Source organism: Bdellovibrio bacteriovorus (assembly GCF_041888015.1).
GTDB lineage: Bacteria > Bdellovibrionota > Bdellovibrionia > Bdellovibrionales > Bdellovibrionaceae > Bdellovibrio.
Genome location: NZ_CP168968.1, coordinates 592,585 through 607,936 on the forward strand (window position 1 = coordinate 592,585; position 15,352 = coordinate 607,936).

Genomic DNA, 15,352 nt, shown 5'->3' on the forward strand with positions numbered 1-15,352 from the left:
GACACTCCAGCACTGCCCCTGGCGGGTTATTGCACATCGAAGATTGGATTTGGAACCATCAGGCGGGGATAGGGAACGATATTGTTCAGGCGAGTGTCGTATTTAAAGACCAAATTCCCAACAGCGAACAGGGCCCACGGAGTAATCACAGATCCGCGGAATTCTCCATAATAACGACTGTGCACATTCTGGGCGTTGAGGCGAACGTGATCAAAGATCGTGGAAGTACGAAGGCTGTTCACCGTGCCCGCGCCCACTCGGCCAGGCTGTTCACCCCAGAACCCCGCCCAGTCCCAGCTATGGGCGCCATAGTTGGACATTTGGTATCCGTTCCAACGGCACATGGATTCATAGGCAACTACCGGGTTGATCAAGGTGCCACCATTGTTGACGACCTTTTCATCCAGCACGTGATCGTGGTTTGTAACCGGGCCCACCCAATTGTTGAATAGCTCTTTGGCAGAGTTGCATTTCCACGGATCTACCGAGGAATCGCAGGCCGCATAATTACCATTGGAAATATAAGCTCGGTCGAGATACTGAGCATGTTCTGGGCGCAGAGGGCAGCGCATCCATTCCCACGCGCCAGCATCGCCATTGGATTTGATGGTCAGGGCCCCTTCGGCGGCATCACGCAGACCTCCAGGGTTGGCAGCATTTGCAATTTTTTGTGCGTCTTCAAAGTTGTTCAAAGAACGGCGAACATAGCGGATGTCATACAAGCCGATGCCCATGTGGATGTTGCGAGAACTTGTGATCTGTAAGGTCGGGGAGGTCGCTCCACCGATGTACTGGATCGCGGTGCCGCGGTCGGTTTCAACAAAGATGTTTCCAGCGACATAAATAGAGCACCCCACGTCATCTGTTTGGATGTCGGGATTTTTCAGATAAAGCGTGCCGCTGATAATGATACTGCCATGGCAGACAATGGTTCCATTGTTGCGCACGAAGGAGCCATAGCCAAAGTTATGAATTTGCAGACCGCTGAGGGCAGGCTTTGAATTCGGACCTTTATAGACAAAGGCTGTGGTCCCGGCAGCCAGAGAACTGTCCAAGGCCAGAACTTCTGCATCAGAAGGTGCGCGGATTTTGATCGCGGACTTTAACTGCAGTCCACCTTGAACTTGTGGGTTTACAAGTTGTGGGGCTTTTGCGACCGGAACTGGATTCACTTGCAGGAAGCCATCGCCATCCATTTGGATCGTCCCTTGACTGTCGGTGATCGGAGCATAGTGATTCCAGCCATTTTGCAGGAAGCTGCGCAGGTTGATCGGACCCGAGTTGGGATTTCCCGTGGTCTGTTTGATAAAGTTTTTATCAGTGACCGTGATGTCAGGCATATAGATAGATCCAGTGACATTGAAAGGGATGACACTGTTGTCGTTGTGATAGACGTGAGAACCCGCCAGGTTAGCCACACCCAGAATGTTGCTGGCATTGCCGTAGTTGGCTTGGGAAATACCAAAGTCCGTCACGATGTCGGCCTGAATATTGGCGTGACACATAATACACGAAAGTTCTCGGCTGACGGCCAATGCGGGGTACATGCTCATGACGTAGTTATCGACATGCAGATTGAAATTCTTTGAATCAGAGCCCACCCCATCACTGACCGTGAAGGTTAACTGTGTACCATCGGTTGCAGAAGGATGTGCTGTTCCCATCTGTACCGCCAATGTCCCGGTGGTACCTGAAACACTGCAACTGGCAACATCCACATAGTAAGAGTCTGCTGTAGAACCCGTGCAGGTGAGAGCTTGAGGATCCGGGAAGGTGGCATCTCCCCCCGGAGACACGGTAAAGGTCAAATCGAAGATGGAATTGGCAAAACACTTGTTACCGCATTTTTCCAGCGCGGTACCGCCAGTTCCTGGCCATACCGTAATTGTCACAGGTTCATTCACAAAATCTACAGTCACAGCCACATCTGCGGTGACAGTGTGGGCAGTCGGCTGCACCTGATCGGCAAAACGCACTTTGATGTTACAAGGGCCCCCATGATGATCAGCACCGCTGTACCGGTTGAAGTAGTGGGCCGTAGGCGCATAAGTTAAAGCTCCGGTGGCGGCATCAATAGAAACCGTCCCGAAGTCCGAGCAGCGTGGGGCTGCCGCCGTGAGCAGACTGTAGGTACCAGCACCTTCCTCATCGGATTCAACCAAGGCATCGGCAAATAATTCAGTACTGGCGCTGTTGCGGTTCAGGCTGGCGGTTGCAGGAATCGTGAGACTTGGTGTTTTGGTATCCAGATTTACAGTGACAGAATTGCTGATGGTTAAATTGCCAGCTTGATCACGCACCCATATCACAAGGGAATGATTGCCATCGATCCCGGTGAGATTGACATTGTGGGCACCAGCCGCACAGGACATCCAAGCAGGATCATCCAGAGCCGGAGGAGTGGAGCTGTCTTGGACAAAGATCACTTGATGATAGGAATCCGGAGCTTGATTGTCGTCGTCACAGGAACTTAAGTCCACCGCCACCGGGTTGTCGGAGATTGATCCGTGAATCAAGGCGATGGCGGGAATTGAAGGCGCGGTTTGATCCAGAGTATAGGCCAAAGGATAAGGATAGCAGAATGTATTTCCGGCGGCATCTTCGGTAAGAACGCTCCAGGCATAGCTGCCTTCAGCGGGCAGAGCTTGTCCCAGTTCAAAGGAAAAATTCCCCGTGGATTCGTCAGCCGTCGAGTTCGCCAAAGTTTCGCCACTGCAGGTGATGGAATTAAATAATGTCACGATGGCTTTTGGTTCAGTCGTACCTGCAACAGAGGGGCGAGCCACGGGGCTGACAGAGGCTGGAAGAACTGTGGCAGTGTTAATGGTGGGAAGAATGTCGTCAAAGTGCACTTCAAAGGTCTCGGATTCGGAGGACTTCTCGCCTCGACTTCCGATAGCTATGCCAGCTGGCAATTGCATCGTAATACGACCCTGCAGCGTCGGAGTCAGCTCGATAATATATTCAGTTCCCGAGACGCGGGTGATATTTGAGATCGTGGCATTTTGAGCCTGGAACTGGTCGGCGTGAACAACGTCGGGAGCGCGGTTGAAATTGACCCGGACTTTCACAGGGGATTTGTTGGTGAAGTAGGCGGGGGAGTCAGCTCCGTATAAAGAGGCCATGAGTTCACCGTTGTGAACATTGGCTTTGATTGAGCAACCAGCGATCCAAATGCTGGCGCATATCCATACAATGAATTTTTCCATTACGTGCCGTGTATTCAAATTAAAACCCCAATGTATTATATATCGGCATGTTTACTCATATCTTAAGGCCTCTCTGTGGATGGAGGACTCGTAACTCTCATGTTTCATATTAAATCATCCGTCGGGGTGGGGGCGTGATATAATCAGCTTACAGGCGAAGGAGTTGTTTATTATGCGTCTGCTTTGGGTCGTAATGACTGTTCTGCTAATTTCCGCGCAGGCTTTCTCGAAGGAAGTCGTCGAGATGATTTCCCCTTACGACACACCTCCCTTCGTTTTGGACCTAAAAAAAGAAAAGGGTTTGGTTTTTGAGCTGGCAGCTTTTTTGACGGCGCGATCCGGCGGAAAATATGAGTTTAGGGTCGCAATTTTGCCCCGGGCGCGGTTGTTGAAAACCCTGGAAAAAAATGGAGTTGTAGCCGTTCCCTTGGTGGCTCCGAAGTGGTTTGAGGATGTGAGCGAAACCAAATATTTTTGGACCTCGGCCGTGATGGATGATGAAAATCTGCTGCTCTCATCACGGAAAAAGCCCGTTGAGTTTCGTGGCATGGAGTCTTTGAAAAATTTGAAAACCACTGTTGTCACCGGGCACAGTATGGAGGCGGTGGCCAAGCTGCAGCGTACAAGTGGTGTGCAAGCGCAGCCCACGAACTCTTTAAGCAATGGCCTGAAAATGCTGGCGCACGGACGGATTGACTTTGTGATTACGGGTCGCTTGATGGCGGAATACCTGATTCAGGATTTAAACCTGAGTCAGAGCATCTATATTTCTGACCGCTCGGTGGAACGGTTTGAACGAAAATTCCTTCTGTCAAAGGGTGCCGATAAGAACCTGCAAAAATGGCTGGAGAGTGAAGTTCAACGCTTGCGACGATCCGGCGAATGGAAGAAACTTTTGGGCAGCAAATTGGAACTACAGGATAGTCAGTTCCTGGTTCACCCGAAGTTCGTTGGAAACTTTTTGTAGATCCTGCGGCAGGTCTATCAATACCCCACGAGGAATTTCCTGCTCCAGTTTGTTCTTGTGCATCCAAGCTAAAAACTCACGATCCGGACCCCGACAGATCATCTGACGATCCTTGCCTTTTTCTTTCAAACGATCGCCGACAGCTCGGGCCGCGGCAATAGGGGCCGGGCGCGTTTTGCGCATCAGAAGATAGCTCATGGTCAGTGTGCGATTTTTCATCGGAAGTTCGGCTTCCAGATTCAGGAACCATTGAGGGGCTTTGAAATGCACGCGATCGTGACACCAGTCGGTTTTGGACTGAGTCAGCAATGGACAAGGGCCTTCGTGAGTGCATGGTGCCCAGACATGATAGCCCTTTTCCAGCAGCCTTTGGCGAAGCTGTAACAGCTTTCGACCATCTTGCTGGGTGGACGGCTCTACCAGCATCAGGGCTTCGCACTGATAGGCCCATTCCGGCAGATCGTTGAGTTCGGTTAAAGAGTAAGAGAATAAAGCCAGTGTTTTGCTGCCGTCCTTCATGCGACTCGCGCTGAAGGTGCGTTGCCAGTCCTGAGCGGGAAATTGGGGGAAATACTTTTCAATGATCTGTTGCGGCTCGGCCGCGCGCTCAATCAACTGATAGCTAAACTTGTGTCGTTCGTTCAGAGTGATGGACGCTGTCGCCAGGCCCGCTCCAAAATCAATGACTCGCTCCAGGCCAGTAAAGAAATCTCTTTTGTCTGCTTCTGCAAACAGTCCGGTCAAGCGGGTGGAATTCAGCGGCAGATAATAACAAAGATAAGCCACCTGAGCCCAGGATTCGTTCCAGGGTGTCGGGCTGTCGGGTTTGGTAATAAAGTAATCCGAAAGAGCCAGCACACATTTCGCCAGGGCCTTAGAGTCTTTGAGCGACAACTTGTGGGCGCTCAGGGCACGGTCGATGGATTCTTCAAATGAAGCAGGAAAGCTGAATTCTCTTTGCATGCAGGTATTCTAAAGCGAGGACAGGGTGTGAAGCAATTGTTCGACTGTGATTTTCTCCATACAGTGAAATTCTTCACAGTGGGTGCCATCACAGTGACTGCCGTCGGGGTTTACAGTTGGGGCTTCAAAAATATGAACCTGAGGTCCACGAGCCGCCCAACGTACAGGTTTTTGCACGCGCACATGCGGATAAATTCCCAAGACGGTGGCACCTAAAGACGCCGCCATATGGGCCACGCCCGTGCTAGGGACGACGACAGCTTTGGAATTCTTTAAGACGGTAAACAGCTCTGAAGCTTTTAGCAGTCCTTGCAGGCAGATAACGTTTGTGTCGTTCTTGAAAGTCGCCTTGATATCCGTCAGCCATTTTTCATCCGCAGCTGTTCCTGTCAGAACGACTTTGGTGTGGGGACTGACCTGCTTAATGAGCTCGATATAATTGGCGATCGGCCAGTTTAAAGCCGAGCCAGCCATGCCCGGGTGAACCACAATATAGCCATTAGCTGTCAGTTGATGCTTTTCCAGCAACGGCAGATTTGCCGGGGCCTCCAGCTTTAAAACCGGAGCCGTGTCTGTGCTGGTGTTGTCCAGGGCATGTTTCAGAACATCCAGATTGTATTCGGCTTCATGTTTGATGGCTAAACTGCGACGTTGGCGCAGGCCTTTATTCAAAAACAGGAAGCTGTGCCACTGTGACCGAACGCCAGCGCGAACCGGCACGCCCTCTGCCCACAAAGCATAGCTGACCCACCAAGGGGCCTGGAAGCTCACGGCCACATCCGGCTTGTACTCTTTCAGGAACGCACGAAGTTTTGGCAGGGAGGTTTTAGAGTCTTCTTTGGAAAGCTCCAGGTATTTTCTTGGGGGATTGGCATGATCGGGCACAAAGCCCAAGCCTTTAGCGATAACCCATTGCTGATTCCAGTCCTTTAAAAAGAAACCTGATCTACACACATGGTGCAGATCAGGTCGCCAATTTTGTCCAAGCGAATCAGCAGGACACGTTGCATTTTTTACGTGTACTCTTCGATGCTTGGGCAGGAACAGATAAGGTTGCGGTCGCCGTAAGCGTTATCCACACGGCCAACCACAGGCCAGAACTTGTTCACACGCAACCACTCAACCGGATAAACCGCTTCTTCACGAGAATACGGATGATTCCATTCCGGTTTCATCAGCATCTGTGCTGTGTGTGGAGCATTCTTTAGAGTGTTGTTTTCCTTGTCCATCTTGCCGGATTCAATAGCGCCGATTTCCTTACGGATAGTCACCATGGAATCAATGAAACGATCCACTTCTTTTTTGGATTCAGATTCTGTTGGCTCGATCATCAAAGTGCCCGCAACCGGGAAGCTCATGGTCGGAGCATGGAAACCGAAGTCCATCAAACGTTTTGCAACGTCCGTCACGTCAATGCCGGAAGTTTTCTTGATCTCGCGAACATCCACGATACATTCGTGCGCCACAAGCCCGTTTTTACCTTTGTAAAGAACAGGGTAGTGCGGCTCTAGTTTTTTCGCGATGTAGTTCGCGCTCAGGATGCTGACCAAAGTGGCTTTGCGAAGACCCTCTGCCCCCATCATTGTGATGTAAGCCCAAGAGATCGGTAAAATGCTGGCGTTGCCCCAAGGAGCTGACGTCACAGCCGAAATACCGTCTTTCGGACCAGCTTCAGGAACCATAGAGTGAGTCGGAAGGAACGGAGCCAAGTGGGCTGCCACACCGATCGGACCCACGCCCGGACCGCCACCGCCATGCGGGATGGAGAACGTCTTGTGCAAGTTCATGTGGGAAACGTCCGGACCGAATGTTCCTGGGCGGCACATACCGACCAAGGCATTCATGTTCGCGCCATCCATGTAAACCTGACCGCCGTTGTCGTGGATGATTTTGCAGATTTCCACGATACCTTCTTCAAACACACCGTGTGTGGAAGGGTAAGTGATCATCAGTGCTGCCAGGTTGTCTTTGTGCTGTTCGGCTTTGGCTTTTAGATCCGCAACGTCCACGTTACCTTGATCGTCACACGCCACAACCACAACTTCCATATTTACCAATGCTGCAGAAGCCGGATTGGTTCCGTGAGCGGAAGATGGAATCAGGCAGATATTGCGATGAGCCTGACCACGAGACTGGTGATATTTACGGATAACCAAAAGACCTGCATATTCACCTTGAGAACCTGCATTCGGCTGCAAGCTCACAGCAGCAAAGCCAGTGATGTCACAAAGTTTTTTCTCAAGGTCATGAATCATCTCAATCAGGCCTGTTGCCTGTGCTGTTGGTGCAAACGGATGAAGCTTGCCGATTTCCGGCCAGGAAACAGGCACAAGCTCCGTTGTTGCATTCAGCTTCATCGTGCATGAACCCAGTGGGATCATGGAATGAGTCAGGGTCAAATCCTTGTTCTGCAGGTGGTGGATGTAACGAAGGATCTCAGTCTCGCTGTGGTGAGAGTTAAATACGGAATGAGTCATGTAAGCAGAAGAACGAGTCAATGCCGCCGGCATAGCCACGTCACTCAAAGCTTCGTCGATGGACAAAGCCGTGAAGTTTGCTGTGTTGCCTGCGTTGAAGGCCGCCCAGATCATCTCAACATCTTCCAAAGAAGTTGTTTCATTCAAAGAGATGCCCAGTTTGTTGCCGCCGAAGTTGCGGAAGTTGATCTGCATTTTTTCAGCTTGTGCGATAATTGCAGTCGCTTTGTCGGTGGTGACAGTCAAAGTGTCAAAGAAAGATCCGGCCGCGACATTGTGGCCCAGCTTTTTCAAGCCTTCTGCCAAAATTGTAGTCAGACGCTGCACGCGTAAAGCAATTTTCTTAAGACCTTGTGGACCATGGTAAACAGCGTACATGGAAGCCATGTTCGCCAAAAGCACTTGGGCCGTACAGATGTTGGAAGTCGCTTTTTCACGGCGGATATGTTGTTCACGAGTTTGCAAAGCCAGACGCAAAGCCGCCTTGCCTTGAGAATCCACGCTCACACCCACCAAACGGCCCGGCATCAAACGCTTGTAAGCATCTTTGGTTGCCAGGTAACCAGCATGAGGACCACCGAAGCCCATTGGAACACCAAAGCGCTGAGAGTTACCCACAACCATGTCAGCACCCCATTCACCTGGAGGCGTCAACAAAGTCATTGCCAATAGATCACTGGAAGCCGTGACCAATGCACCGTGGTCTTTGTATTTTTTTGCAGTGGCAGAGTAGTCTTCGATAGTTCCATTGGTGTTTGGATACTGGAAGAACACGCCGAAGACCGGTTTTGCAAAATCATATTTCGCCGGATCCGCGATGATCATTTCAAAGCCCAAAGGTTCTGCACGTGTGCCCAGAACTTCGATCACATGCGGGTGCATGTCTGGAGAAACAACAAAAGCATTTGCTTTATTTTTGCAAAGAGAATGCGCCATGAACATCGCTTCAGCAGCGGCAGTTCCTTCATCCAACAATGAAGCGTTGGCGATTTCCATGCCGTTCAGATCCGCGATCATAGTTTGGAAGTTCAACAGAGCTTCCAAGCGGCCTTGGGAAATTTCCGGCTGATAAGGGGTATAAGCTGTGTACCACACTGGATTTTCAAAGATGTTTCTTTGAATCACAGTCGGAGTGATGGTGTCGTGGTAACCCATACCGATGTAGCTTTTGAAAACTTTGTTTTTGGAAACCATCTGCTTCAGATGATTCAACAGCCCGTATTCGGAAATACCCGAACCGACGTCCTCGTATTTGTGAGTCGCGCGGATTTGAGAAGGAATAACTTTGTCAGCCATTTGGTCCAAAGAGTTGAAGCCTAGAGTCTTCAACATCTCGTGGATGTCTGAATCAGTTGGACCAATATGACGGGGAATAAATTCGTTCTTGGAAGAAAGATCTGCAATTTTCATGAGCACCTCTGTAAAAGACGCCCCCGAGACTAGCACACCCCCTACCACTTCGTCAGATAACATTTTTGCTGCGTGGCTTCGTCATCGGTGCGTTGGGAGAGATGTGCTAATGCGAGGCGAAATGAGGCTATTTTAAGCCATTTTTTCAGCAGTGGCCCGATTTTTTTGCCCACGCACGAATATAAGCGTGGCAATCAGGCAAAAGCCGAGGCCGCCCAGACTGACGGCAGGCCATTGGCCCCAGCTCCACAGAGCCGAGCCGATATAAGACCCGAGACTTCCTCCAACAAAATAGAAGAAGATGTAGATGGTATTGAGGCGGGAATGAGCCTCTGGAGCAAAGTTGAAAATTCGGGATTGGTTGGAAATATGCGCCACCTGGATGCCCAAATCCAACAGCAGCACTCCCAGGACAATTCCAATCACCACTTTAGAGGAAATAGCCAGCAAAGCAAAAGCGGCCATGGCGCTGTAAAGCCCCATGCGAATTGTCGCGGCAGCCCCTTTTTTATCTGCATAACGCCCAGCCAGCGGAGCGGCCAAAGCGCCAATCATTCCCAGTGCCCCAAACAAGCCAATGGTTTTGGGTTCAAAATTAAAAGGTGCAGCTTCCAGCAGGAAAGTCAAAGTTGTCCAGAAAGCCGAAAAAGTTCCAAACAAAATGGCGCCCATCACAGCGGCTTCACGAATTGTGGGAAGCTCTTTGAACAAGCGTGCGGTGGAGGCCATAAGTTCTTTGTAGGTGCCCTTGAACGTCGGCTGAGACCTTGGCAGAACAAACTGACTGACGACGGAAAGAATCAGACTGACAGCGCCTGCGAAAATGAAAACAGTCTTCCAGCCGAAGTACTGCGCGATGAAGCCAGCCAGAGTGCGCGCCATCAGGGAGCCGATCAAAATTCCAGAGAGAACAATGCCCACGACCTTGCCGCGTTCCTCGGGTTTGGCCAGATTGGCGGCAAAAGGAATCAGGATGGATTGAGATACGTTGAAGAAACCCATCACGCAACTGATAGCGCAGAAAACACCCAGGGAAGGACTGAAGGGCAAGGCTATGGCCAGCAGGCCCGCAGCGGTCATTCCACCCTGGATCAGTTTACGGCGTTCAATCATGTCGCCCATGGGAACCAGGAACAAGATGCCCAAAGCATAGCCGATCAAAGTGAAAGCCGGAACCAAAGCCACCTTGGCTTCCGTTACACCGAATTCGCGCGCCAAAATTCCCAGCAAAGGCTGATTGTAGTACAGGTTGCCCACGACCAGAATGCAAGTCAGGGTCATAAAGAAAACTTGTGAACGCGAAAGGCCTTTTCCCATAGGCCCCTATAGGTAATTCATTTGAACCCTATATTCAATCAATAGATGTGAATGTGATTTATTGCCGCGACAGTATTGAGTCGCACTCTGATATCAGCTGTTTTACCGGCTTGCCTTTATGACAGGCGCGGCGCAGATCACGAATATGCTTCATCTTGCCGTCTTCGGCTTTAAGCCGTTCGACGTGATTTGCGAAACCATAAAACTCTGAAAGAAGTGTGCCCTGAATTTCGGCGGTGATTAAAAGTTTGTCCGTGGTGCTGGCGCCTTCGGGTCTTTCCTGTTGTGCCTTCAAGCGATCAATCTTTTTCATGATCTTCTGCGCAGGCTGTATCAGGTGATAGATGCGTCCGATGTCGTCCATCAGCAGGCGGAACTCGGGGTCTTGCAGGGCGCGGGTACCCTCGCTGCGCAGATACTTTTCCAGATAGGCCACGCGGTCCGTCTTCAGTTGCTCCTTATCCATGGCACTGGCATCGCATAAAGATGGACACAAGGGCGGCATAGAGACCTTTTCCAGTTGTTGCATCAGATGGGACATTTGCGCGCTGGTTTCCATGAAAGATCGAGACGTATTAAAAGCGCTGCGGAAGTTTTCTTTGGAAGACTCTGGGATGAGTTCGTTGGCCGGGGATGCTTCAGGGGATTTCAGCTCTGGAGTCAAAGAAGCTTTGGCCACAGGATAAGGTTTTTTCTGAACCGGGGAGGCCGATGGATTTTGTGTCAGATAGTCCACCGCATAGTATGTGACCGCGCCGATGCCCACAAAAGCGCAGGTCACCAGACCTAGCACAAAGAAGGCAAAGTATTTAAGGGCACTGCGCAGAAATCTCATAGGGTGAAAATTAACAAAAAGGCCTGTCGCTGTCAGCTTCTATTGATCCCGTTCGCTGGGTTCACCGCCCACGGTCTCGTCCGGGGAGGGCAAAGCTTTCAAATTACGGCGATTGGCTTCTGCCGTCACAGACCGGGGCGAGTTTTTATACAGATATCCGAACAGACCTCGGGCCTGACGAACAATATTGGCATCCTTAACGATCACGATTTGCTCGTTGTTGTTTTCAGCGTTTTCGCTTGGATTGAACGAAGTTCCCAGAACCGCCACGGAATCTTCCGGGAAAATGAAAACCTTGTGGTGAATCTTGGACGTTGTTTTCACAGCACTTCCATCTTCCAGGCGGAAATGACGTTCGCCATAGATCGCCGGAGCCGTTCTGATTTTATCCTGCAAATCGGTAACACCGGCAGGACCCAAAGTTTGCAGAATAGGAGCTTCACCATCAGTCAGATACTTTCCGGAAGTAAGATCCTTCTTTAAGCCCGACAGCAGAAGGAAAGCACTCCATTCGCGCATGGCAAATGGCGTGTCACCCACAGAGCGGAAATCAAAATGCCCTTTTTCCTGCATGTCGCGGGCGGCACGTTCCAAAAGTGCATTTTGAATTTGCTTTGAAGAAAACGCAAAGTGCACAGCTTCGATGGAACCTTTGGTATTTTGGATCAAAGGAACGTAGATGCTTTTATTTACATCGCCTTCGCCGCCATTCGGAGAGAAGGACAAAACGATGTACGGAGCTTCTTCGTTGGGCTTTTGCTTTTCGCCGAAAATCTTGTAACTGCCGCTGATCGGGTACTGACTTTGACCACGGATTTTATACTCCAAAGTTTTTTTCAGTTCGGCCTTGGTTGCTTGTGCGGGCAAAGATCCCAGAATCAACAAAGCATGATTGGCATTCGGGATGGAATATTCGGTGCGCTTTTCTTTGGGCAGATCCACCAGATCACCTTCAGGTCCAATGCAGCTTTGTGTGAAGTTTCCGGACAGGAACAACACAGCAGCCTTGGGACCAAATGGATCGCGCAGAATAATTTTCTGATGGTTCAAGCCGACTGAACGAACAGCCACAGTTTTAAAGTTTTCACTTTCTAAAGTCGCCAGATCATCAAAGATGGCTTTGACTTCCGGGCGCGCGGTGATGGTTCCGGCGTCGATACCACCGGTGATCTTCACACCTTTTTTAAGGTGTTGGTTTTTAAGGGCCTCTGCGATGACTTTCAAATCGAAATCAAAAACATTGTACCAGATTTCCTGTTCCGCACCGCGAATGAAGTCGATGACCACTTTGCGCAGATCATCGCCAGGCAGAACGCGGCTTTTGGGATCTGTGGCATCTTTCAAGTGAGGATGATTGACGAACAGGCGCATGGAGCGATAGCCGGGGGCTCCGCCGGGAAGGTCCATTTTCAATGGTTGTGACGGGCTTTCATAGGCTGCCAGTTGGGCCGCGAAAGCAGGCGTCTGAATAACAGCCTTCAACTGGGCTTTAATGTCCTTTAGGGCGGCCGTATAGGCTTCCGGAGATTCAGCTTGAGATTCTTTCAAGCGACTGACGGTTTGCTCAAGGATGCGGATGTATTCTGGATTCTTTTTCAGAAGGAAAACGATCTGACTTTGAGTCAGGGGATTTTTCTGCTGAAGGACGGATTCATTCAGGGCCTTATACAGGTCCTTTTGGGTCATGGCCTTGAAGGTGACATCGAAAATACGGGCATAGTCATAAGAGTCTGCCCAAGTCGGGGTGACCAGAAGCTGAAGGGCAAACAAACTAAAGAATAATAACTTCTTAACCATTCTCTGAAATACAGCAAGGACCCTGCCTTTTCGAGAATGGCTTATATTTGATATGGGCGTGCAAGGGTGTTGGGGGTGGGCCCAAAACTGTCACCCTTGCCGGGAAAGGGACTTACTTAGATCGCCAGGCGGCAGGCTGTTTCCATCAGGATTTCACGGCTCCACAGGGTCCACTTGATCTCGTCATCTTCCGTTCTTAAAACGCCATCGGCATAGGTGCGAGACACGTTGATTTCATAGACTTCGATAAAGAATTTGGAAGCCCCTAGGTCGCGGACGCTGACTTTGTAGTTTCCATACTCGCCAAAGACGACGCTTTTACCCAGAATGGTGGTCACTTTTGTGTCAGCGATCACGTCGTTGTTAACCTTCAAGTTGCAGAAAAGATCCTGTGCTTGAGCCGCAGCTCCGGACAGAAGAACAGCCAAAGAAATCAATAGGTGTTTCATAATATTTCCCCCTGAAAAACGTTCGAACATAATTATGCTCTCAGGGCGCAAGAAGAACTGTCCACAGTTTATCGTGGAACAAGACTTGAGACTCGACCTCTTTGTGTGTCTTGCGATACGCTATACAGCATGACGGTCGATAAACACTTCCTAGCTCCAGAGCATACGGCGGTTCGTGTGGCCTTGTGGCGCGCACTGCATGTACAGATTGATCCCCCACCTCATGTCTTTTCTGACGTGATCGGGGAAAAACTTGTCCCTGAAGAAAACTGGCGCAGTCGTCAGGATATGAACCCGGATTTTTCCAAAGGGATGCGGGCTTCCATCGTGGGACGAGCCCGCTTGATTGAGGACCTTGTGGAAGAACAAGCTCGCTTGGGAGTCACCCAGTATGTGATTCTGGGGGCGGGCTTGGACACCTTTGCCCAACGTCGTCCTGAACTGGCGGAAAAAATGCAAATTTTTGAGGTGGACCAGCCGGGTCCGCAGGCTTGGAAGCAGACGCGACTGGCTGAAGCCGGCTTTACCATGCCAGAGTCATTGCATTTTGTGCCCGTGGATTTTGAAGCCGGACAGTCGTGGTCGGAACAGTTGTTGGCAGCAGGATTTGATCCGACAAAACCTGCGGTGATTGTTTCCACGGGTGTGTCCATGTATCTGACCAAGGAAACAAATATGACGACCTTGCAGCAGATGGCGAAGCTCGCGGCAGGTTCCACATTTGCGATGACTTTTATGCTGGGGCTGGATTTGTTAGAACCGCAGGAAAAGGGTGTCATGGAGTTTGTGATGAAAAGAACCGCCGAGGCGGGGACTCCGTTTTTAAGCCTTTTTGCTCCCGACGAAATTGTGGGGATGGCGAAACAGGCGGGCTTTAGAAAAACCCAGTATGTGTCTGGTGCGGATATTTATCAGCGCTATTTTGCCAGCCGATCAGACGGATTAAATGCGGGCAACGCCGAAGCCTTCCTGCTGGCGATGACTTAAAGGCTTTAGTGGGAAAATAAAAAAAGGGAAGGTTTTTGCACCTTCCCTTTTTTGTAACCTTTAAATGCCGGCAGAAGCTTATTTCTTCTTGGCAACTTTCTTAGTCGTTTTACGAGCAACAGCTTTTTTAGTTGTCGCTTTCTTTGTCGTTGCAGCTTTTGCTTTTGGAGCTGCTTTTTTAGAAGAAGCTTTTTTCGTCGTTTGTTTTTTGAACAAAGACTTTTCAAGCTTGGACTTTTGAACAATCGCTTTCTTTTTGTAAGCCTGAATGTTTTTTTCCAAGTCGTCAGCGGATTTTTTGATTTTAGAAATAGTGCTGTTCACTTCTTTTTCCAATTTTGCTTCGGAAACAGAAAGAACTTTTACGATCTCCTGATACTTCTTCCAGGCAAGTTCGATCTTGTCGTCTTTTTCCTGATCGAAACGGCCTTTAAGCTCCGCTTCTTTCTTTTTGATCTCGTCGCTTAGCTTTTGAAAGCTTTCAAGAAGGTTTTGCACATTTTTGTTACCAGAAAGATTTTCAAGAATTTTTTGGAAAGCTGCAGATGCCACAACGGACTCCTTTGTTTACATTCCCAACATACACCGCTCAGAGGGGATTTCCTAGCCCCTCAAGCCTATTTTGACGTAAAATTAATTGTTTCCAGCCAGACTTCGCGTTGAGCAGAGAATTGGCCCGAGAACTTCTCCAACCCCTTTTCGCGCATTTTCATGGCGAATTCTGACATGTAGGTCTTCATCGCCTCTTCATCTTTGATCGTGTAAACGATCTTCACGTCTTTGCTGGAGGCTTCCATGTTGCCGCCTTTTCTTAAGCAAAGTTCCGCCTTTACGAAGCCAGGTAGAGCAAGTACTTCACTGATGTGTTCGTTTTTGAGCCAATCAACGTACTCACCATAAACTTCGTGTCTAACAGAGATGTGAACAATATAAGTAACCAT

The 15,352-nt window shown here is 49.8% G+C and carries 12 protein-coding genes; 2 read left to right on the forward strand and 10 right to left on the reverse strand.

Annotated elements, in window-relative coordinates:
* Nucleotides 1-26: 26 nt before the first annotated feature.
* Nucleotides 27-3,209, reverse strand: coding sequence for an Ig-like domain-containing protein (locus ACES2G_RS02995; RefSeq protein WP_374001286.1), 3,183 nt, complete (start codon nucleotides 3,207-3,209; stop codon nucleotides 27-29).
* Nucleotides 3,210-3,381: 172 nt separating this feature from the next.
* On the opposite strand from ACES2G_RS02995, the gene ACES2G_RS03000 reads away from it, so the two are divergent.
* A complete protein-coding gene (locus ACES2G_RS03000) occupies nucleotides 3,382-4,176 on the forward strand; it encodes a substrate-binding periplasmic protein (protein WP_374001288.1) in 795 nt (264 codons plus the stop codon).
* Here ACES2G_RS03000 and ACES2G_RS03005 read toward each other — a convergent pair.
* The 7 genes from ACES2G_RS03005 to ACES2G_RS03035 all read right to left on the reverse strand — a co-directional run bounded on the left by ACES2G_RS03005 (nucleotide 4,123) and on the right by ACES2G_RS03035 (nucleotide 13,424).
* Nucleotides 4,123-5,139: a small ribosomal subunit Rsm22 family protein gene (locus tag ACES2G_RS03005; RefSeq protein ID WP_347359312.1), complete on the reverse strand. Its 1,017-nt coding sequence runs from the start codon at nucleotides 5,137-5,139 to the stop codon at nucleotides 4,123-4,125. The genes ACES2G_RS03000 and ACES2G_RS03005 overlap by 54 nt on opposite strands.
* 9 nt (nucleotides 5,140-5,148) lie before the next feature.
* On the reverse strand, nucleotides 5,149-6,093 hold the full coding sequence (locus tag ACES2G_RS03010; protein ID WP_374001289.1) for a glycosyltransferase family 9 protein: 945 nt from the start codon (nucleotides 6,091-6,093) through the stop codon (nucleotides 5,149-5,151).
* Nucleotides 6,094-6,152: 59 nt separating this feature from the next.
* Nucleotides 6,153-9,026 (reverse strand): aminomethyl-transferring glycine dehydrogenase, encoded by a 2,874-nt coding sequence (gcvP, locus tag ACES2G_RS03015; RefSeq protein ID WP_374001290.1) that lies wholly within the window; start codon nucleotides 9,024-9,026, stop codon nucleotides 6,153-6,155.
* Between the two features lie 132 nt (nucleotides 9,027-9,158).
* Nucleotides 9,159-10,343: an MFS transporter gene (locus ACES2G_RS03020; protein WP_374001292.1), complete on the reverse strand. Its 1,185-nt coding sequence runs from the start codon at nucleotides 10,341-10,343 to the stop codon at nucleotides 9,159-9,161.
* Between the two features lie 58 nt (nucleotides 10,344-10,401).
* The gene (locus tag ACES2G_RS03025) at nucleotides 10,402-11,178 is read right to left on the reverse strand and encodes a hypothetical protein (RefSeq protein ID WP_374001293.1); all 777 of its coding nucleotides are present in this window, start codon (nucleotides 11,176-11,178) and stop codon (nucleotides 10,402-10,404) included.
* Nucleotides 11,179-11,217: 39 nt separating this feature from the next.
* Nucleotides 11,218-12,975, reverse strand: a complete 1,758-nt coding sequence (locus tag ACES2G_RS03030; protein ID WP_374001294.1) for a hypothetical protein — start codon at nucleotides 12,973-12,975, stop codon at nucleotides 11,218-11,220.
* A 116-nt stretch (nucleotides 12,976-13,091) separates the two neighbouring features.
* Nucleotides 13,092-13,424, reverse strand: a complete 333-nt coding sequence (locus ACES2G_RS03035; protein ID WP_347359318.1) for a hypothetical protein — start codon at nucleotides 13,422-13,424, stop codon at nucleotides 13,092-13,094.
* Nucleotides 13,425-13,553: 129 nt separating this feature from the next.
* Here ACES2G_RS03035 and ACES2G_RS03040 point away from each other — a divergent pair, with 129 nt between their 5' ends.
* Nucleotides 13,554-14,411 carry a class I SAM-dependent methyltransferase gene (locus tag ACES2G_RS03040; RefSeq protein WP_374001295.1) on the forward strand — a complete coding sequence of 286 codons (858 nt, stop codon included), beginning with the start codon at nucleotides 13,554-13,556 and terminating at the stop codon, nucleotides 14,409-14,411.
* Nucleotides 14,412-14,489: 78 nt separating this feature from the next.
* Here ACES2G_RS03040 and ACES2G_RS03045 read toward each other — a convergent pair whose 3' ends face one another.
* Together ACES2G_RS03045 and ACES2G_RS03050 are read right to left on the reverse strand one after the other, a co-directional pair.
* Complete coding sequence (locus tag ACES2G_RS03045; protein ID WP_347359320.1) at nucleotides 14,490-14,963, reverse strand: actin-binding protein; 474 nt, start codon at nucleotides 14,961-14,963, stop codon at nucleotides 14,490-14,492.
* A 65-nt stretch (nucleotides 14,964-15,028) separates the two neighbouring features.
* Entirely contained in the window at nucleotides 15,029-15,352 is a 324-nt protein-coding gene (locus ACES2G_RS03050; protein WP_347359321.1) for a DUF4286 family protein, read from the reverse strand.